Origin of the sequence: Amycolatopsis sp. cmx-4-54 (genome assembly GCF_046548895.1) — a bacterium.
Taxonomy (GTDB): domain Bacteria; phylum Actinomycetota; class Actinomycetes; order Mycobacteriales; family Pseudonocardiaceae; genus Amycolatopsis.
Map to the genome: position 1 here is coordinate 600,371 of NZ_JAEBEJ010000005.1, position 17,864 is coordinate 618,234.

17 protein-coding genes and 1 pseudogene are annotated in these 17,864 nt (G+C 69.7%); 10 read left to right on the forward strand and 8 right to left on the reverse strand.

The genetic code is table 11. The features are described 5' to 3' along the window. The first annotated feature begins 49 nt into the window (after positions 1-49). Genes ACLJQ7_RS20045 through ACLJQ7_RS20055 form a run of 3 tightly spaced genes read left to right on the forward strand, consistent with a single transcriptional unit; the run spans position 50 to position 2,701 of the window. Positions 50-937: a polysaccharide pyruvyl transferase family protein gene (locus ACLJQ7_RS20045; protein WP_410649698.1), complete on the forward strand. Its 888-nt coding sequence runs from the start codon at positions 50-52 to the stop codon at positions 935-937. Further along, positions 934-1,806 carry a glycosyltransferase family 2 protein gene (locus tag ACLJQ7_RS20050; protein WP_410649699.1) on the forward strand — a complete coding sequence of 291 codons (873 nt, stop codon included), beginning with the start codon at positions 934-936 and terminating at the stop codon, positions 1,804-1,806. The genes ACLJQ7_RS20045 and ACLJQ7_RS20050 overlap by 4 nt, the downstream gene beginning before the upstream one ends. Continuing rightward, positions 1,796-2,701, forward strand: coding sequence for a glycosyltransferase family 2 protein (locus ACLJQ7_RS20055; protein WP_410649700.1), 906 nt, complete (start codon positions 1,796-1,798; stop codon positions 2,699-2,701). The genes ACLJQ7_RS20050 and ACLJQ7_RS20055 overlap by 11 nt, the downstream gene beginning before the upstream one ends. A 279-nt stretch (positions 2,702-2,980) precedes the next feature. Here ACLJQ7_RS20055 and ACLJQ7_RS20060 read toward each other — a convergent pair whose 3' ends face one another. Genes ACLJQ7_RS20060 through ACLJQ7_RS20070 form a run of 3 tightly spaced genes read right to left on the reverse strand, consistent with a single transcriptional unit; the run spans position 2,981 to position 5,650 of the window. Beyond that, positions 2,981-4,195, reverse strand: a complete 1,215-nt coding sequence (locus tag ACLJQ7_RS20060; RefSeq protein WP_410649701.1) for a glycosyltransferase — start codon at positions 4,193-4,195, stop codon at positions 2,981-2,983. 29 nt (positions 4,196-4,224) lie between these two features. Beyond that, positions 4,225-5,190: a glycosyltransferase gene (locus ACLJQ7_RS20065; RefSeq protein WP_410649702.1), complete on the reverse strand. Its 966-nt coding sequence runs from the start codon at positions 5,188-5,190 to the stop codon at positions 4,225-4,227. 28 nt (positions 5,191-5,218) lie between these two features. Beyond that, complete coding sequence (locus ACLJQ7_RS20070; RefSeq protein WP_410649703.1) at positions 5,219-5,650, reverse strand: DUF4383 domain-containing protein; 432 nt, start codon at positions 5,648-5,650, stop codon at positions 5,219-5,221. Positions 5,651-6,004: 354 nt separating this feature from the next. On the opposite strand from ACLJQ7_RS20070, the gene ACLJQ7_RS20075 reads away from it, so the two are divergent. Both ACLJQ7_RS20075 and ACLJQ7_RS20080 read left to right on the forward strand, forming a co-directional pair. Beyond that, positions 6,005-6,697, forward strand: a complete 693-nt coding sequence (locus tag ACLJQ7_RS20075) for a methyltransferase (protein ID WP_410649704.1) — start codon at positions 6,005-6,007, stop codon at positions 6,695-6,697. Next, entirely contained in the window at positions 6,681-6,896 is a 216-nt protein-coding gene (locus ACLJQ7_RS20080; protein ID WP_410649705.1) for a CDGSH iron-sulfur domain-containing protein, read from the forward strand. The genes ACLJQ7_RS20075 and ACLJQ7_RS20080 overlap by 17 nt, the downstream gene beginning before the upstream one ends. Here ACLJQ7_RS20080 and ACLJQ7_RS20085 read toward each other — a convergent pair. Genes ACLJQ7_RS20085 through ACLJQ7_RS20095 form a run of 3 tightly spaced genes read right to left on the reverse strand, consistent with a single transcriptional unit; the run spans position 6,864 to position 10,504 of the window. Beyond that, positions 6,864-7,874, reverse strand: coding sequence for an iron-containing redox enzyme family protein (locus ACLJQ7_RS20085; protein ID WP_410649706.1), 1,011 nt, complete (start codon positions 7,872-7,874; stop codon positions 6,864-6,866). The genes ACLJQ7_RS20080 and ACLJQ7_RS20085 overlap by 33 nt on opposite strands. A gap of 18 nt (positions 7,875-7,892) precedes the next feature. Next, entirely contained in the window at positions 7,893-8,990 is a 1,098-nt protein-coding gene (locus ACLJQ7_RS20090) for a glutamate--cysteine ligase (RefSeq protein WP_410649707.1), read from the reverse strand. Beyond that, a complete protein-coding gene (locus ACLJQ7_RS20095) occupies positions 8,990-10,504 on the reverse strand; it encodes an FAD-dependent oxidoreductase (RefSeq protein ID WP_410649708.1) in 1,515 nt (504 codons plus the stop codon). The genes ACLJQ7_RS20090 and ACLJQ7_RS20095 overlap by 1 nt, the downstream gene beginning before the upstream one ends. Positions 10,505-10,579: 75 nt before the next feature. Between ACLJQ7_RS20095 and ACLJQ7_RS20100 the strand changes: the two genes are divergently transcribed. The 3 genes and pseudogenes from ACLJQ7_RS20100 (at position 10,580) to ACLJQ7_RS20110 (ending at position 14,816) form a co-directional block, all read left to right on the forward strand. Then, positions 10,580-11,878 carry an acetyl-CoA carboxylase biotin carboxylase subunit family protein gene (locus ACLJQ7_RS20100; protein ID WP_410649709.1) on the forward strand — a complete coding sequence of 433 codons (1,299 nt, stop codon included), beginning with the start codon at positions 10,580-10,582 and terminating at the stop codon, positions 11,876-11,878. A 3-nt stretch (positions 11,879-11,881) separates the two neighbouring features. Continuing rightward, positions 11,882-13,906 (forward strand): annotated as a pseudogene (locus tag ACLJQ7_RS20105) (CocE/NonD family hydrolase). Beyond that, positions 13,893-14,816, forward strand: coding sequence for an alpha/beta hydrolase (locus ACLJQ7_RS20110; protein WP_410649710.1), 924 nt, complete (start codon positions 13,893-13,895; stop codon positions 14,814-14,816). Before ACLJQ7_RS20105 ends, ACLJQ7_RS20110 begins: the two are co-directional and overlap by 14 nt. 113 nt (positions 14,817-14,929) lie before the next feature. Here ACLJQ7_RS20110 and ACLJQ7_RS20115 read toward each other — a convergent pair whose 3' ends face one another. Next, on the reverse strand, positions 14,930-16,012 hold the full coding sequence (locus ACLJQ7_RS20115; protein WP_410649711.1) for a glutamate--cysteine ligase: 1,083 nt from the start codon (positions 16,010-16,012) through the stop codon (positions 14,930-14,932). Between the two features lie 70 nt (positions 16,013-16,082). Here ACLJQ7_RS20115 and ACLJQ7_RS20120 point away from each other — a divergent pair, with 70 nt between their 5' ends. Then, complete coding sequence (locus ACLJQ7_RS20120; protein ID WP_410649712.1) at positions 16,083-16,442, forward strand: hypothetical protein; 360 nt, start codon at positions 16,083-16,085, stop codon at positions 16,440-16,442. A gap of 10 nt (positions 16,443-16,452) precedes the next feature. On the opposite strand, the gene ACLJQ7_RS20125 is transcribed toward ACLJQ7_RS20120, so the two are convergent. Then, positions 16,453-17,391 carry a universal stress protein gene (locus ACLJQ7_RS20125; RefSeq protein WP_410649713.1) on the reverse strand — a complete coding sequence of 313 codons (939 nt, stop codon included), beginning with the start codon at positions 17,389-17,391 and terminating at the stop codon, positions 16,453-16,455. Positions 17,392-17,569: 178 nt separating this feature from the next. Here ACLJQ7_RS20125 and ACLJQ7_RS20130 point away from each other — a divergent pair, with 178 nt between their 5' ends. Next, positions 17,570-17,863 carry an STAS domain-containing protein gene (locus ACLJQ7_RS20130; RefSeq protein ID WP_410649714.1) on the forward strand — a complete coding sequence of 98 codons (294 nt, stop codon included), beginning with the start codon at positions 17,570-17,572 and terminating at the stop codon, positions 17,861-17,863. Position 17,864 lies beyond the last annotated feature (1 nt).

Here is a 17,864-nt window from a genome sequence, read left to right on the forward strand (position 1 = left end):
AGGGCCGGAAAAACCGTGTGAATCAGGAGATGACGGGTACGCCTCCGATATGCGTGCATTGGTGATCGGCTGGGCGAGCTTCCGGCATGGCGAGGCGACGGCAGGAGACGTTCTCAGTATGCGCAGGGTCGACGAGGCGCTGTCGATGATGGGTCTCCCGCACGACCTGGCGTGGAGCCCGGTGTACCGGGCGGACGACGTGAACTACGAAGAGGTGGATCCGGCACTGTACAGCCACGTGGTGTTCGTCTGCGGGCCCGCGCACGGCAGGCAGGTGCGTGAGGTGCACCGCAGGTTCGCCCACTGCCATCGGATCGCCGTCGGGGTCTCGGTGATCGATCCGGAGGACGACACGGTCACCGGTTTCGATCAGATCTTCGCGCGGGACCACGACGGGGTCGGCACACCGGATCTCTCCCTCGGCGTGCCGACCGACACGGTGCTGGTGACGGGAGTGATCCTCGCGCCGGAGCAGCGGGAGTACGGCGACTCCGGTCGCCACGGGGCGGTGCACGCCTCGGTGAAGGACTGGATCGCCGGGGTGGACTGCGCCCGGGTGCCGCTCGACACGCGGCTGGCGGCGTCGGATTGGGAACGCTGTGAGACGCCGGACCAGTTCACGTCGATCCTGTCGCATCTGGACGTCGTGGTCACGACCCGGCTGCACGGGCTGGTACTGAGTCTTCAGGCGGGGGTGCCCGCGCTCGCCATCGACCCGGTCAAGGGCGGTGGCAAGGTCACCGCCCAGGCCGACGCGCTCGGCTGGCCCGCCCTCGTGCCGGCCGAGGAGGCGGGCGATCGGGGTGTGCTCGACTCGTGGTGGCGCTGGTGTTCCTCGGTGCAGGGCCGGGCGGTGGCCGCGCTGCGCGCGCTGCCCGGTGACGACGGGCTCGTGCGGGACATGGTGAAGGCGCTCAAGACCAGGCCGGTGCGATGAGCGCCGCCGCGACGACGGTGGTGATCGCCACCCGTGATCGGGCACCTGAACTGGAACGGACTTTGCGGCGGCTGACCGCGCTGCGGCCGTCACCACCGATCGTGGTGGTGGACAACGGCTCGACCGACGGCACGGCGGTCGTGGCAGCCGCGTTCCCGGGGGTGCGAGTCGTCCGGTTACCGCGCAACATCGGTGTGTCCGCGCGGAATCTCGGGGTCGCGGTGGCGCGGACGCCGTATGTCGCCTTCAGCGACGACGATTCCTGGTGGGCCGAGGACGCGCTCGCCGAGGCCGAGCGCATCTTCGACGCCCACCACGACGTCGGTCTGGTCGCCGCGAAAACCCTGGTGGGGGAGGAAGAGCGGGAGGATCCGGTTGTCTCGTTGATGGCCGCCAGCCCGCTCGGCAGGCCCGATGGGCTCCCCGGACCCGCGGTGCTCGGATTCCTCGCCTGTTCCGCGGTCGTCCGGCGGACCGCCTATCTGCAGGCCGCGGGCTTCCACCCCCTGCTGCATTTCGGTGCCGAGGAACGTCTGCTGTCCTACGATCTGGCGGCGCGCGGCTGGTGGCTCTGCTACGCGGAGGACGTGCGGGCGCACCACCACCCGTCGCCGGTGCGGCCGTCGCCGTCATGGCGTGAGCGCGCCGAACTTCGCAACCGGATGCTGATCACGGTGATGAGACGGCCCGTGCGCCGATGCCTCGCCGAAGGATTTCGCGCGCTGGCCAGGGTCCCCCGGGAACCACACGTGCTCGGCGCGCTCGCCGGGGTGCTCCGGCGGCTGCCCCGCGCGCTCGGCGACCGGCAACGGTTGCCCGCTTCGGTGGAGCGCCGCATCCGCGTTCTGGAACACGCCCATGGAGGATGAAGTGACGGACCGGCTCACGGTCGTGGTGATCACGCACAATCGGCGCGCGCAGCTGCTGGAAACGCTGGACTCGATGACCGCGCTGCCCGACGCGGCGCCGATCGTGGTGGTGGACAACGCTTCCGGTGACGGCACGGCGGACGCAGTCGAGGAACGGTTCCCGTCGATCCGGGTGATCCGCTCGCCGCGGAACCTCGGCGCCGTCGCGCGCAACCTCGCCGTCCGTGACGTGGAGACGCCATATGTGGCTTTCTGCGACGACGACACCCGGTGGCAGCCGGGATCCTTACGGCGAGCCGTCGAGCAGCTCGACGCCCACCCCGGGCTGGGTGTCGTGACCGGGCTATGCCTGGTGGAGCCGTCACTGACCGAGGACCCGATCACCCCGGAACTGCGACACTCCCCGGTTCCCGGCCCGGACTGGCTGCCCGGCCCGGCGCTGCTGGGCGTCATGGCGGGCCTGTCGGCCGTCCGCGTCCGCGCGTTCCACGACGTCGGCGGCTTCTCCGACCGGATGTGGCTCGGGGGAGAGGAAGAGCTGTTCGCCCTCGACCTCGCGGCCAAGGGCTGGTGGATGTGCTGGGACGAGGAGATGGTGATCCACCACGCCCCTTCGACCGTCCGCGACCCGCGGCGGCGCCGTCAGCTCGGCATCCGGAACACCCTGTGGACGCTGTGGCTGCGGCGTCCGCTCGGCAGCATCGCGCGCCGGATGGTCGCGGTACTGCGTTCGGCGCCCTTCGACCGGGCCACGTTCGCGGCGGTGGCGGAAGCGGTGCGGGGGATCCCGTGGGTGCTGCGGGAGCGCGCGGTGGTCCCGGCGGGAGTGGAGCGTGGGCTGGTGCTGCTGGAGGAGTCGCAGCGGAATTCGGTCGCGCGACGGTATGTGGGGTGAGTGGGTCGGGGACTGGGCTCTTTCAGGGCCTGTCTGCGGGGGTGTTGCGAAAGCCACTTTCGCAACCTTCAACGTTGTGAAAGTGGCTTTCGCAACGTCGGGTGGGGTGGCCGAGGCCAGGTCGCGCGAGGCCGGGGGTTTCGCGGCACGCGCGCGACGGAGCCCCGATCGTGGACGAGAGTGACCCCAGCGTGGCACGTGGGGTGACCGGGTCGGGACTGGCCTCTTTCGCAACGTCGCGCGAGCCGACGTCACCGCACAAACCCGCGCGCAGCAGGGTCAGGAAGGCGAAGCCGCCGCCACTTCCTTCTCCTCGCTCAAAACGCGCCCATAGGTGCGCAAGGTGTCCGCGGCCACCCGGTCCCACGAGTACCGCGCCTGCACCCGGTCGGTCCCGGCGATCCCGAACGACTCGCGCGCCGAAGCGTCGCCGAGTAGCCGCCGCAGCGCTCCCGCCAAGTCCTTCGGACTGCGCGGCGGCACCAGCAGGCCCGTGACGCCGTCCACGACGGTGTCGGTCAGCCCGCCGACGGCGGTCGCCACGACCGGGACACCGCACGCCATCGCCTCCAGCGGCACGATGCCGAACGGTTCGTACCAGGGCGTGCAGACCACCGCGTCGGCGGAGCGCAGGAGTGCGGGCATGTTCTCGCGGGACACCAGTCCCGGCAGGTGGACGCGGTCGGCGACGCCGGCCCGGTCGGCGATCTTCCGGAGCCGCCGCACTTCCGGAGCCTCGGCGAGCGGGCCCGAGTCCGGGCCTCCCACGATGACCAGTTCCGTGTCCGGGAGCGAGGGCAGCGCGGCGATGGCGAGGTCGAAACCCTTGCGCGGCACCAGCCTGCCGACGCTGACGATCCGCTGGCGAGCCGTGCGGGGAGCGCATTCACCGTCCGGGGTGAACTCGGTCAGGTTCACTCCACAGGGGACGACCGAAGCCCGTGACCGCGGCAGGCCCATCCGCACGAGTTCGAAGACCTCGTCCGAACATGTCGCGATCACCCGGTCGGCCTGTTTGGCGATCATCCGCTCGAGCCGGATCCGTTCGGGCGGGCTCGTGTCCCTTTTGCCCTGATAGCGCTGTTTCACCACGCCCAGCGCGTGAAAGGTCTGGGTCACCGGGATGCCGAGATCCTTCGCGGCGAGAATCGAAGCCAGGCCGGACATCCAGAAATGCGCGTGGACGACGTCCGGCCGGTCCTTGGCCCAGCGGGAGCGCAGCACCCGGCCGAACTCTCCCATATGCGGCAGCAGTTCGTCCTTCGGCAGCTTCCTCGCCGGGCCCGCCGGCACGTGGACGACGCGGTAGCCGTCCGGCGTCTCGACCGTCGCGGCGACGCGCCGGTTCTCGCGGCGCGTGTAGACGGTGACGTCGTGGCCCTGCCTGCTCAGCGCGGCGGAGAGCTCGGCGATGTGGACGTTCTGGCCACCTGCGTCCACTCCGCCGAGGGCGGCGAGCGGGCTGGCGTGTTCGGAAACCATCGCGATCCTCATCGGGCTCCTTCCCGCCGCGGTCGGCGTGGTCAAGCGGTCACCTCGGTCAGCAAGGCTTCCCAGCGTGCGAGGAACGCGTCGAGGCCGTAATGGCTCAGAGCGAACTCGCGTGCGGACTTCCCCGCCAGTACGGCGAAATCGGGTTCATGGATCAACTCGCGGTAGGCCCTCGCCAGTACCTCGACATCCGTCGAGACGGCGCCCGCGTCGGGCGGGACCGCGAGAACGGCTTCGGTGGTCGCCAGGGCGACGACCGGCATGCCGAGGTGCATCGCTTCGAGCAGCGAGAGCCCCAACGACGTCCACCGGGCGGTGTGCAGGTAGACCCGGCGCCGGGCGACCTCGGCGTGCAGTTCCCGGCTGCGCAGGTCCCCGCCGGGACGCAGCGCGGGGTGACGGCCTTCGAGCTCTTCGCTGCCGATGCCGTACACGTCGACCGGTGCGATCTCCGCGAAAGCGGGCAGCAGATCGGTTCCGGTGATTCGCCCACGCCTCGCCGGTTCGTTGATCAGGGCGGCGCCGTGGGGGAATTCCCCGGTGTAGCGTTCACCCGGATCGGGGATGCCGTGCGGGACGACCACCGTGGGCGCGATCCCTGAGTCCCACATCAGCTCGTTGAAGTGGGTCACGTGGACCAGCGGGATGTCGTCCCGATCGACCAGTGGGTGCCTGGTCGTGGCCGCGTGTTCGCGGGGCGTGTTGTGCTCGACGTAGACGGCGGGCACTTCCTTGCCGGGACGGCGGCGCAGCCACCGCGCTGCCAGCTGGATCTCTTCGGGCCGCTGGAGAACGACGACGTCGACGTCGAGGTCCTTCAGCTCGTCGACCGGGATCTCCTCGGCGGAAGGCCAGTCACGGCCGCTGAGACCCCGTCCCCAAGGCCCGCCCTCGTCGAGCAGCGGCAGGTGGTATCGATGCCCGCCCTGCACGAAGGATTCGGTCCAGGATCCGTGGACGTGCCACAGGAGGATCCGAAGCGGGGCCTTTTTCGTCATACCCGCCAGGTTGCCCGTTGTGGACGGACTAAACGTTTTCCCTTGGCTTACTTTGCTTTCGCCCGGAAACCCGGGTGGCCGCGATCCCCACCACGAGGGCCGCGAGCGAACTCAGCGCGTGAAGAACGTTGTCGGCCCAGTTGAGGTTGACGGCGTCCCCGGACATATCCGTCCCCGCCGAGAGCACGCCGAACGCGGTCAGCCCAGCGAACGCCACGAAAGCCATCCAGCAGTAGGCCGGGATCGCGGAGGGCTTGAGCACCGCGACCAAACCGAGCACACCGAGCACGGTGCGGATGACGTCGAGCATCCCGGTCGCGCTGAAGATCCACACCGTGTTCTCGCCGGCCTGGTTCGCCTCGGGGAGGAAGAAGAAGCCGAGCACCCCCAGGACGAGATGGACCACTGCGATGACCAGCACCACCGCTCGCAGGAGAAAGCCTGTCGTACGCAGGTTCATCGGAAACGCCTCCGTTTTGCCAGAAGCCCGTCGGATACCCCATGCGGACGCCGTCAAACTCCCCCGGCCGGGCGAGCCGGGGGAGTTCCGCGCACCGCCTCAGCCGGATTGGGGGTCGGTGTCGTCGTGGGGATCACCGGACGAGGTGCCCTGCTCCCCGCGAACCTCCTCGCGTTCTTCCTCGTCCCGCTTGTCGCCGGGGTCGCCCTTTTTCTCCATGGGGCCTCCTTCGGTCGTTGTCCTGCGGCTACCCTCTTCCCGGCGTGTCCAACCCTCGGATCGCAGACCATTGTGGACGTTTGGCTCCGCACGTCCGGGGTAGCCGGGAGCAACATCGGCGAACCCGGAGGGGCCATGACCGCGATCTCCAATGCAGCAGCGATTCCACTCGCCCCGGCGCGGCCTCGGCTGCTGCGGCCACCGGGGGTGTACCGGCCGCAACACGACACCTGGATGCTGGCGAGCGCGTTGAGCACGTCGGGAATGCCCGCCGGGGCAAGAGTTCTCGACCTCTGCACCGGGACCGGCGCCCTCGCGCTGGCGGCCGCGGCGCACGGCGCGGGGTCGGTGACCGCGGTGGACATCTCCCGGCGGGCGCTGGCCGCGGTCTGGGTCAATTCGCGGTTGCGCCGGCTTCCGGTCCGGCCGCTTCGGGGCAGCCTCGCCGAAGCGGCGCGCGGTGGGCCGTTCGACGTCGTGCTGGCGAACCCGCCGTACGTGCCGTCGCCGGTGCCGGCGGCGGGGGCCGCGCGGGCGTGGGACGCCGGGCCGGACGGCCGGATCGTGCTCGACCAGGTGTGCGCCGGGGCGGCGTCCCTGGTGGCGCCGGGCGGCTATCTAATGATGGTCCACTCCTCGGTCGCCGGCCCCGACAAGTCGCTGGAGCAGCTGCGGGCGGCGGGAATGACGCCTTCGGTGGTCGCCACCCGGTCGATCCCCTTCGGACCGGTCATGCGGGCGCGGGCGGCGTTCCTCGAAGCGGCGGGCCTGATCGGCGCCGAGCAGCGGCACGAGGAACTGGTGGTGATCCGTGCCGACCGGCCGTGAGACCAGGGTCCGGATCGAACCCGGCGGGCCCCTCCTGGTGGAGGGGCCGGTCGAGATCCTCACCGAAGACGGCGAGACGGTGACCTCGGATCGCTTCGTGGTCGCGCTCTGCGCCTGCCGCCGCAGCAAGCGCTACCCGTTCTGCGACACCAGCCATCGCCGCCGTTCACGGCAAGGGGTGCAGCGGCCTGAGGAGTGAGCTCTCCCCGGCTGACCAGGCGTCGAGCAGGTGCCTGGTCAGCCGGCCCTCCAGCAGGTCGGTGGCCTGAATGCCGAGCGCGATGTCCGCCGCCAGTTCCGGTTCCCGGTCGAGCAGGTCGCCGACGACGTCGTGCCGCAGCACCTGCTCGTGCACCGCGTCGGCCTCGATGTGCTCGGTGTAGAAGTAGCGGCATTCGGGGGCCCCGCCGAGACGTTCCAGCGCCTGGTCCATGCGCCTGGCGGCGGGCCCGGTGGTGATCTCGGCGGCGGCGAAATGCCCTACGAGCGCGCCGCGCAGGCTCCGGTGCAGGCCGAACAGCGACATCATGTTCACCGTCGCGAGCATGGTGGCGGGGACGTGGTCGAGGTAGGCGAGGTACCCGGAGGACAGGCCCGCGGCGGCCAGCAGATCCGCGAACAGGCGGGAATGCGCCTGCTCGGCCCGCCCGCCGCCGAATTCGTCGAACTCCACGGCGACCAGCGCCGCCTTGGCCCTGCCCCGTAGCCGGGGGATCACCCAAGCGTGGGGATCGGCCTCTTTGAGGTGGTAGATCGACCGATGCGCGAAGTACTCCTCGACGTGCCACCACTCGCCCTCGTCGCGCAGGAAATGCGAAACGCCGTCACCGTCGACCGGTTCGACGAGCAACTCGTCCAGCAGCCCGCCGACGTCGTTCCCGCCGGGTACGGCGGCGCGGATCCCGTCGAGGAACGCGTGCTCCAGGACGGACCGGAAACCGAGCAGGCGGGAGTCCCATTCCCAGTCGGCTTCGACGCCGTCGAAGCCCTGATAGTGCAGCTCGTAGCAGACGTGCAGCGCCAGCTGCAGGTCTTCACCGAACGGATCGGCGTCGGTCGCCGTCTCCAGGTGGAAGTCGTCACGGCGGCCACCCGCCAGGGTGTCCACCACGGCGGCCGAGAGCGGGCCGCGGATCTCGGGCAGCCTCGCGGCCACCTCTCGGTCGATCGTCGTCATGCCCCGGGAGTACCCGATCTAGCCGTGCGGAACCGTCTCTTCGGTGAGCATCCGCAGGACCGCGATCTCGCCGTCGGCGGCGGCCCGGCGCTGCCGTTGGGCGCCGGTGCCCTCGCGTTCCAGCTGCCCGAGAAGGGCGCGGACGAGCTCCGTGTCGCCGGTGTCCTCCAGTGCTTGCTTGGTATGCGCCAGCAGCGTGGCGACCCGGTCGCCCACGGGGACCGGCTTGCCCGCCACCGGATCGACGGCCGGTCCCGAAAGACCATGCCGCGCGGCCGACCACACCGCGGCGGCCGCGATCTGCGGATCCAGCGGAGTGGCCTCCACCCCGCGATCCAAGTCGGCGAGGGTGGTGTGCACCAGCGCACGGGTCAGCAGGCCCTGAAGGACGGCTTCGTCGACGGTGGAGGCGGTGTCGGCGGCGCGGACCTCGACCGTCGGCCACCGCGAGGAAGGCCTCGCGAGCCAGAAGGTCTGGTTCTCGTCCACGAGGACACCGCAGTCCACCAGCTGTCCGACCTGCTCCTCGTAGGCGGCGGCGTCGGCGAAGTACGGCGCGACGCCGGAGCCGGGGAAACGGCTCTGCTCGACCATCCGCCAGCTCTCGTAGCCGGTGTCGCGGCCGCCCTCGAAGGGCGAGTTGCCCGACAGCGCCAGCAACGTGGGCAGCCATTCACCCAGATGGTTGACGACGGCGACCGCGGTCTCCCGGTCGGGCACGCCGACATGAACGTGACACCCGCAGGCCTCGTACGCCTTCACCACGCCCGCGTACAGCGCGTCGACCTTGCCGAACCGGTCGTCGGCACCGTAGTCGCGCTCCGGGGAAGGACGCGGGGGAGTGCCGGCGGCGATGATGGCGCAGTCCTCGCCCGCGGCCGCTTCGGCGAGCGTGCGGCGCCCGGCGGTCAGATGCTCGTACAGCTCGTCGGCGGTTTCGCAGATCCCGGTGGCGGCCTCGATCTGCGTCGGCCGCAGTTCGCGGTGGACCGCGGCGCCGTCCGGCAGCGGACAGCAGATCCGGTGCCGTTCGAGCACCGCCTCCGCTCTGGGGCAGCTCACCCCGGTCCTGGGGTCGACCAGCAGGAACTCTTCTTCGATACCGATCCCGGTCATCACCGCTCCCGCTTCTTCGGCAGTGCGCGCACGGCCGGCCCCTGGATCACCGACCCGTCCAGACCGAACCGCGAACCGTGGCAAGGGCAGTCCCAGGTCTTCTCGGCGTTGTTGAACGCGACGAGGCAGCCCAGATGAGTGCAATGGGCGCCGACGGCGTGCAGTTCGCCGCCCGGATCGCGGTAGGCGGCGACGAGTTCGCCGCCGTCACGGGTCACCTTCGCCTCACCGGGCAGGATTTCGTCCACGGCGGCGGGTTTGCGCAACGCGCTGAGATGGTCGCCGACCAGGAACTTCGCCACGGTGGCGTTGTTCTCCACCGAGGAGATCGCGGACCGGAGGTCGAAGCGGTTCGGGTCGTACAGACCCGCGGACGGGTTGTCGCGTCCGGTGAGGAGATCCGCGAGCAGCAGCCCGGCCGCGGTGCCGCCGGTCATCCCCCACTGGCCGAAGCCGGTGGCGACCCAGAGATGGTGGCTCGCCGGGTGATAGCGCCCGACATACGGCACGGAGTCCAATGTGGACAAATCGTGGGCGGACCACCGATGGGTGACCCGGGGCACGGCCGCGTGCTCGCTCGCCCAGCTCGCCAGCCGTTCGTAGCGGCTTTCGACGTCCACCGAGTCGCCGACACGGTAATGCTCGCCGCCCACGACGGCGTACGGGACGCCGTCCTTGAGGTAGCTCCGCACGGAATGGTGGGTGTCGGCGTCGAGATACATCCCCTGCGGCGGGCGGTCGCCCTCGACCGGCCCGGCGACCACCAGGTCGCGCACCGGGTCGAGCCGGGCGAAGAACAGGCCGCGGTCGAACACCGGGTAATGGGTCGTCACCACGACCTCGCTCGCCCGCACGTCACCGGAACTGGTGCGTACGGTGGTGCCGCCGAGTTCGTCGACGCCTTCCGCCCGCACACCCTCGACGATCGTGCCTCCCGCACGTTCGATCTCGTCCGCCAGGGCGAGCAACCAGCGGCGCGGGTGGAAATGCGCCTGTGACGCGAACTTCACCGCTCCGAGGGCGGGCACGTCAAGATCGACCTCGGTGACGTAGGAGGCCGGGAGTCCGGCCTCGGCGGCCGCTTCCGCTTCACGTTCGAGGCTTTCGATCGTCCCGGGATGGGTGGTGTAGACGAAACTGTCGGCGCGGGTGAACCCGCAGTCGATGCCGAGTTCGGCCGTGGCCGCGGCGATCCAGTCCAACGCGGCCGCCTGCGTGTACGCGTACGTCGCGGCCGCTTCGGAGCCTTTGGTCTTCGCCAGCGTGGCGTACTTGAGCCCGTGCTGGGTGCTGATCTTCGCCGTGGTGTGGCCGGACACCCCCGCCGCGAGGCGGCCGGCTTCCAGCACCAGGACCGAACGCCCGGCCCGCGCCAGCCGGTACGCCGTCGTGAGGCCGGCGATACCGCCGCCGAGCACGGCGATGTCGACCTCCGACGGCAACGGCGTCCCGGTGCGATCGGGAGCGGGAGCGGTGTCGAGCCACAGTGAACGCGTTCCGGGCAACTCCGTCATGACCGCCGGATTCCCGGGCGGCGACGGGGGCAAACCAAGGGTTTTCCGGGACTGCGGAGCGGGTAGCACTGCCCTATGACCACATCCTCCAGTCCCCCCGAGGAAAAGAACATCTTCGTCATCGGTCTCGACGACAGCAATGAAGAGGTGTTGAGACGAATCCCCGGTGCCGACCGGTATCGCTTCCATGCCTTGCTGGCGCCCGACGAACTCCAGCACGGTGAGATCCCGATCGTGGAGCTGGTGGAGAAGGCGGAGCAACAGCTGGACGCCTTCGACGGCTCGATCGACGCGATCGTCAGCTACTGGGACTTCCCGTCTTCGACGATGGTGGCCATGCTGTGCCAAAAGTACGGCCTTCCCGGTGTTTCGCTCGAAGCCGTGCTGAAATGCGAGCACAAGTACTGGAGCCGCCTGGAGCAGTCGAAGGTGATCGACGAGGTGCCGTCCTTCGGCATCGTCGATCTGGACGAGGACGACCCTCGGCCGCCGGAGGGCGTCGACTACCCCATGTGGCTCAAGCCGGTGAAGTCGTTCTCGTCGGAGCTGGCCTTCCACGTCGCCGACGAAAGCGCGTTCGACAAGGCCGTCGCCGAGATCCGGGCGGGTGTCGACCGGGTCGGCAAGCCCTTCGAACGCGTTCTCGCCACGGTCGACCTCCCCGCCGAGGTGGCCGCCGCCGGGGGAGCCGCCTGCCTCGCCGAAGGTGAGCTCAACGGCGTGCAGGCCGCGACCGAAGGCTATGTCTACAAAGGACAGGTCACGGTCTACGGTGTCCTCGATTCGATCAACTACCCCGATACGACCTCCTTCCTGCGGCATCAGTATCCGTCGCAGTTGCCCGAGGACGCCGTCGAGCGGATGAAGGAGATCTCCGTCCGCGTGATGGAGCAGGTCGGCTTCGACAACGCCACGTTCAGCATCGAATTCTTCTGCCACCCCGAATCGGGGCAGGCCTGCCTGCTGGAGATCAACCCGCGGCATTCGCAGTCCCACGCGGAGCTGTTCGAATACGTCGACGGCGTGGCGAACCACCAGATCATGGTCCAGCTTGGCCTCGGTCAGGATCCCCGGACGCGGCGGAACCGGGGCGACTACCGAATCGCGGGCAAGTGGTACCACCGCCGTTTCCGCGACGGGCTGGTCACCCGGGTGCCCACCCGCGGCGAGATCGCGGACCTGGAGGCGGAGATCCCGGGGGTGAAGATCGAGCCGGTGGCCGAGAAGGGGATCCGGCTCTCCGACCTGCCCGAACAGGACAGTTACAGCTACGAGCTCGCGCACATCTTCGTGGCGGCACAGACCGAACGGGAGATGGAGAGCAAATACCGCCGGTGCGTCGACGCGCTGCGGTTCGACTTCGAGGAGGAATAGCCTATGCGGACGGTGGCCTCGCTGCCGTACGAGATCACCGAGGAGGACCACGTCTGGATCCCGGTCTCCGACGGCGTCCGGCTGTCGGCCCGGATCTGGCGGCCGGTCGCTTCCGACGGTGAGCCGGTCCCCGCGATCCTGGAGTACATCCCGTATCGCCACCGTGACCTGACCTCGGTGCGGGACTCGGTGCACCACCCGTACCTCGCGGGGCACGGCTACGCCTGTGTCCGCGTCGACATCCGCGGCTCAGGAGAGTCGGAGGGCGTGCTCACCGACGAGTACCTCGAGCGGGAGCAACTCGACGCGGAGGACGTCCTGGAGTGGATCGCCGCGCAACCGTGGTGCTCCGGCCGGACCGGCATGATGGGGATCTCGTGGGGCGGGTTCGCCGCCTTGCAGGTGGCGGCGCGCAAACCGCCGAGCCTGACCGCGATCGCGATCTCGTAGTTCACCGACGACCGCTACTCCGACGACATGCACTACATGGGCGGTTGCCTGCTCTCGGACAACGTCGCCGAAGCCTCCACGATGTTCGCCTACGCCACGTTGCCGCCCGACCCCGCGCTCGCGGGTGAGCGGTGGCGCGAACTGTGGCACGAACGGCTGGAGAACTGCAGCCTGTGGGCCGCTGAATGGCTGACCCATCAGCGCCGGGACGACTACTGGCGGCACGCGTCGGTCTGCGAGAACTACAGCGACGTCCAGGTTCCAGTCCTCGCCTCCAGTGGCTGGGCGGACGGGTACTCCAACGCGGTTTCGCGGCTGCTGGCCAATCTCGACGTACCCCGGCGCGGGCTGATCGGGCCGTGGTCCCACAAGTACCCGCATCTCGGACAGCCCGGCCCCGCCATCGGGTACCTGCAGGAACTGGTCCGCTGGTGGGACCACTGGCTGAAGGACGTCGAGAACGGCGTCATGGACGGGCCGATGCTGCAGACCTGGATGCAGGACAGCGTCCCGCCGTCGACCTCGTACGAGGACCGTCCCGGCCGCTGGGTGGGCGAACCGGTCTGGCCGTCGCCGCATGTGCACCCGTCCGAGCATCGGCTCGCCCGGCACCGGATCGCCCGGCCGGGTGAGGACGTCCCGGCGGAGAACCTGTCGGTGGAGTCGCCGCTTTCGGTCGGCCAGTTCGCCGGGAAGTGGGCTTCCTACAGCGCCCCGCCCGACCTGCCGTACGACCAGCGGGAGGAGGACGGCGGCTCGCTCGTCTTCGACACCGACGAACTCACCGAGCCGTGTGAAATCCTCGGTTCGCCGGTGGTGGATCTGGAGGTCTCCGCGGACAAACCGGTGGCGCAGGTCGCTGTCCGGTTGTCCGACGTCGCCCCGGACGGCAGGGCCACGCGCGTGACCTACGGGCTGCTGAACCTGACCCACCGGGACGGGCACGAAGACCCGCGGCCGCTGGAACCGGGCGAGCGGTACCGGGTGCGCGTCGAGCTCAACGCCGTCGCACAGGCGTTCCCCGCGGGGCACCGTATCCGGCTGTCGCTCTCGTCGTCGTACTGGCCGCTGGCGTGGCCGCCGCCGGAACCGGCGATGGTGACCGTCCACACGGGACAGAGCACGCTCACGCTACCGGTGCGGCCGATGGCGGAAGCGGACGAGGTCCCGGCGCGGCCGTTCGGCGAACCGGAGGGGACGGAACCGTTGCCCGCGACCCAGATCGAGCCCGGCGAGCAGCGCTGGACGGTCTCCCGTGACCTGATCGACTACCGGTCCTCGCTCGACATCGTCAAGAACGAGGGCAAGGTCCGGTTCGACGACATCGATCTCGACGTCACCAGGAACGTCTTCGAGTGCTACTCGTGGGTGGCCGACGACTTCTGTTCCCCGGTGGCGGAGACGTCCTGGTCGATGACGTTCGGCCGCGGTGACTGGGAAGCGCGTTCCGAGACCCGCACCCGGGTTTCCTGCACTCCCACGGAGTTCGTGATCGACGCGCAGCTCGACGCCTACGAAGGCGAGCGACGGACGTTCTCCCGCAACTGGCATCGGACGGTTCCCCGTGATCAAGTCTAAGCCGAGTCTCCAGGCGAAGTCGCTGCTCGCGTGGCTACGCCTCACCAACCGGAAGCGCACCTACGCCGAGCTCGACCGGTTCCGCCGGAGTATCGAAAGCAGCCAGGCGAAGGGCGATCAGGGGCCGATCCGCTCGATCCGGCGCCGGTTCGACGTCCATCGGTCCGAAGTGGACGGACGACCGGTCTACACGATCCGCCCGCGCGGCGGCGGAGACGGCAAACACGTGCTGTACTTCCACGGCGGCGCGTACGTGCACCAGATCCAGCACGACCATTGGCGGTTCTTCGGACGGCTGATCGACCGCACCGGCTGCTCGGTCACCGTGCCGATCTACCCGCTGGCCCCGGACCACCAGTGCCCGGAGACCATCGAGTTCGTCCGCCGTGCCCATGACGAGTTCGCCGTCGGCGTCGACCCGGAGGACCGGATCGTGATGGGGGATTCGGCCGGTGCGGGGATCGCGCTGGCGCTCACCAAGGCGTTGCGGGACGAGGGAAGGCCGGTGCCCAAGGAGACCGTCCTGTTGTCGCCGTGGCTGGACCTGACGATGAGCCATCCGGCGCAGCCCGCGCTGGACAAGCGTGACCCGTACCTCGCGCTCACCGGCCTGAACGAGGCGGCCAGGCTCTACAGTGGACAGTTGCCGCGGACCGATCCCAGGCTCAGCCCGGTGTCCGGTGACCTCTCCGGGCTTGGGACACTCACTGTCCACATCGGCACGAAGGACGTCCTCCTTTCCGACGCCCGGCGCCTCCACACGCTGTGCACCGAACAAGGCGTACCGCTGAGTTATCACGAGTACGAGGGCATGATCCACGCGTGGATGCTGGCCTCGATCCCGGAAGCGAAGCTGGCGCTGGAAGAGATCGCGCATCTCGTGGACCGGACGCTCGTGAAAGCGGTGTAGCCACGTTGCTTTTCGGTTACCCGCTCTTCACGCGGCCCCCAGGCCGGACTGACCGCACGTGCGCGGGGACGGATCACGTGAGTTCGGTCTTCCGGCACGGTGCAGGGACACCGCTAGCCCGGCCGGACCGCCAAGAGGTCCACGACGTCTTCCGGACGTCCTCGCTTCTCGAACCGGGCCCGTTGCCGGTCCGCCCCGCTGCCCTCGGCGGCGAGCCGGGCGCAGCCGTCGCGGACGAAATCGAGGTCACCCGTCTCTTCGAGGGCGCCGGCCGCGAAGGCGACGACGTCGTCGAGCACCCCGCTCGCCGGAGCGAGGTCGCCGGTCCGGAAATGCGGGCAGCGGCCGGAGAGGCCTTCCCGTGACGCGCGCCAGATCTGCGCCCGAAGGACCTCGTTGGACAGCTCCGCGGGCTGCTCCTCCGTCGCGAGGATCGTGCCGACCAGTCCGCGGATCAGCACCCCGAACAGGGCCGCTTCACCGGCGGTGGCCGCGACGTCGCCGAGCCGGAACTCCACGGTCGGCTGCTTCTCGGAAAGCCGCACGTCCCAATAGACCATCGCGCGATCGAGGATGGCGCCCGCCCGGAGCCAGGCGTCGACGATGGTCTCGTAGTGGTCCAGCGAGGCGAAAAGCGGCGGCGAACCGGCCGAAGGCCAGCGGTTCCACTGCTGGTAGCGCCAGCTGGAGTACCCGGTGTCGTACCCGTCGCAGATCGCGGAATTGGCGGTCACGGTCAGCAGCGCGGGCAGGAAGGGCCGGACGTGGTTGATCACCCGGATCCCGGTTTCCCGGTCGGGGACGGCGATGTGGACGTGACAGCCGCAGGTGTGCGACGTCCGCGCGGTCGCCCCGAAATGCTCGGACATCCGTTCATAGCGCGGATTCGGGGTGATGGCGGGCAACGTCGTCTCCGCGAGCGGCGCGCTGCCGCTGGGCAGCAGACGGCAGCCCCGGCGGACGGCGGCCTGTGCCAGTTCCGCCCGCATCGCCGTCAGCTGCCGCTCGGCCTCGTCATGAGTCGTGCAGATTCCGGTCGCCGATTCGGCTTGGGAGCGGGTGAGTTCCTGCTGGAGTTCGCCTTCGTCTTCGTCCGCGGCGTCGACGACGGCGTCGCCGGCAGGGGAGAGGTGACCGGCCCGGTCTACCACGAAGAACTCTTCCTCGACCCCGAAGGTGAGCACGTCCTTGTTCACAACCGCTGATACCCCCGGCCCGTTCGGCACAAACTTGTTTTCGCAGGTCGTGGACGGGGTATTTCCGGGCATGAGTCCGAAGTCGGAGGAGCCGCCGTACCTGCTGGCCGCACAGGCGGGGACGGTCGTGCGTCATCTGTACGGCAGGCTGCAGGACGACGAGCCCGCCTCGCCCGCCGACCTTTGCCGCACCATCGGGGCGTTGCAGCGGCTCGCCGACGACCTCGCCAACGTCTTGCCGGGTTTGCAGAAGCAGCTCGAAGAGAGCCTGCTGGCCGGCCAGGTGGGTGCGGGTGACACGCCGGGCGAGGCCTGGGACAAGGTCTCCGACGTCGGCTACGCGCTCGCGCAGGCCCGAACGGGTGGCCTCTTGATGGCCGCCGAACTGCGCGTTTCCCAGCGAACGCTCGGAGAACTGACCTCGCCGTGACGTTCCGTACTCAGCCGACCGGCTGACTACGGACCACCGCCACCGGGCAGTGCGCGTGGTGCAGCGCCTCGTCACTGACCGAGCCCAGCAGCAGGCGCCGGAGATCGCCGTGATCGCTCCGGCCGAGCACCAGCAGCGCGGCCTCACTGGACTGCACGGTCAGCGCCTGCGAGGCGGGCCCAACCCCGTGGACCGTCTCCACGGGCACATCCGGATAGCGCTCCCGCCACGGTTCGAGCTGCCGGGCGACGAGTTCGTCGGCGGCCTCTTGGGGGAGGCCGGGTGCCGGATCCAGAACCGGGCCGCCGAGCAGAGGCTCGCTCGCCGGCCCCCAGATCGGCATCCGCGCGACGTGGACCGCGTGCAGGGTGAGCCCGTGACGGGCCGCGAAGTCGAACGCGAACCCGGCCGCCTGCGCGCTCTGCTCCGAACCGTCGGTGCCGAGGATCACCGGCCCGCCCGGCGGCGGCTCCTCCCCGCGCACGACCACGACGGGACGTCCGGCGGTCTTGGTCACGCCGGATTCGGTCGAGCCGAGGACGGCCCTGGTGAACAACCCGGTGTGGGATTCCCCCAGCACGATCATCGCCGCGTCCACCTCGTCGGCGACCGAGGTCAGGACCTCCTCCGGGGTGCCGCCGCGGACGACCGTGCGGACGTCGAGGTCAGGGTCGGAGCGCTTGAGGGCTTCGGCCATCGAAGCGAGTTGCCGCTGCGCGGGTTCGACTTCCGCCGCGTCGTCGGCGGCCTGGGGGACCGCTTCGTTCAGCGGTGTCGCGACCGGGTCCGAGCCGGGCGGGGGAAGCCGGTCACGGGTGCAGTACGCCAGGACGAGGCCGAGCTCGCGGGTCTTCGCCTCGGCGACCGCCCAGCGGACGGCGCGGCGAGCTTCGGGCGAACCGTCGAAACCGGCCACGACCGGCCCGGTACCGCTCTGTGCAGCGGACATGGAACATCACCTCCGACGTCGTGGTGGTACCCGCTTCAGGCGGTCTTCAAGCGACCGGTTTCGCCGGACCGAGTGCCTGGGTACTTCCACATATGACTTCCCTGGTGACGCCCCGGGCGCTAGATGAGAAGCGTGCCTTCTCAGCGGCTTCCGGACCCGCGGACGTCTTCGGCTGCACGTGAGCAGGCCGACCAAGGGGACCGCCGTCGTCAAGGCGAACGGCGAGGTCGATCTCGGGACCGCGCCGCGCCTGTGGGACATGCTCTCCCAGCGGCTTCAGGGCAGCGGCACCACGCTGATCCTCAACCTGTCCGAACTCGAGTTCTTCGGCGCGACGGGTATCCGGGTGCTCGAACGGGCGCAGTTGCTGGCCGAGGACAGTCATACCCGGCTCTTCGTCTTCCCCGGTGAATGCCGGTCCGCCCGCCGGATGCTCGGCCTTTGCGAGAGCAGCAGACTACACACGCTGTGAC

Coding starts and splice junctions, on each gene's coding strand:
- ACLJQ7_RS20045 (WP_410649698.1), top strand. CDS start 50: ATGCGTGCATTGGTGATCGGCTGGGCGAGCTTCCGGCATGGCGAGGCG.
- ACLJQ7_RS20050 (WP_410649699.1), top strand. CDS start 934: ATGAGCGCCGCCGCGACGACGGTGGTGATCGCCACCCGTGATCGGGCA.
- ACLJQ7_RS20055 (WP_410649700.1), top strand. CDS start 1,796: ATGGAGGATGAAGTGACGGACCGGCTCACGGTCGTGGTGATCACGCAC.
- ACLJQ7_RS20060 (WP_410649701.1), bottom strand. CDS start 4,195: ATGAGGATCGCGATGGTTTCCGAACACGCCAGCCCGCTCGCCGCCCTC.
- ACLJQ7_RS20065 (WP_410649702.1), bottom strand. CDS start 5,190: ATGACGAAAAAGGCCCCGCTTCGGATCCTCCTGTGGCACGTCCACGGA.
- ACLJQ7_RS20070 (WP_410649703.1), bottom strand. CDS start 5,650: ATGAACCTGCGTACGACAGGCTTTCTCCTGCGAGCGGTGGTGCTGGTC.
- ACLJQ7_RS20075 (WP_410649704.1), top strand. CDS start 6,005: ATGACCGCGATCTCCAATGCAGCAGCGATTCCACTCGCCCCGGCGCGG.
- ACLJQ7_RS20085 (WP_410649706.1), bottom strand. CDS start 7,874: ATGACGACGATCGACCGAGAGGTGGCCGCGAGGCTGCCCGAGATCCGC.
- ACLJQ7_RS20090 (WP_410649707.1), bottom strand. CDS start 8,990: ATGACCGGGATCGGTATCGAAGAAGAGTTCCTGCTGGTCGACCCCAGG.
- ACLJQ7_RS20095 (WP_410649708.1), bottom strand. CDS start 10,504: ATGACGGAGTTGCCCGGAACGCGTTCACTGTGGCTCGACACCGCTCCC.
- ACLJQ7_RS20100 (WP_410649709.1), top strand. CDS start 10,580: ATGACCACATCCTCCAGTCCCCCCGAGGAAAAGAACATCTTCGTCATC.
- ACLJQ7_RS20120 (WP_410649712.1), top strand. CDS start 16,083: ATGAGTCCGAAGTCGGAGGAGCCGCCGTACCTGCTGGCCGCACAGGCG.
- ACLJQ7_RS20125 (WP_410649713.1), bottom strand. CDS start 17,391: ATGTCCGCTGCACAGAGCGGTACCGGGCCGGTCGTGGCCGGTTTCGAC.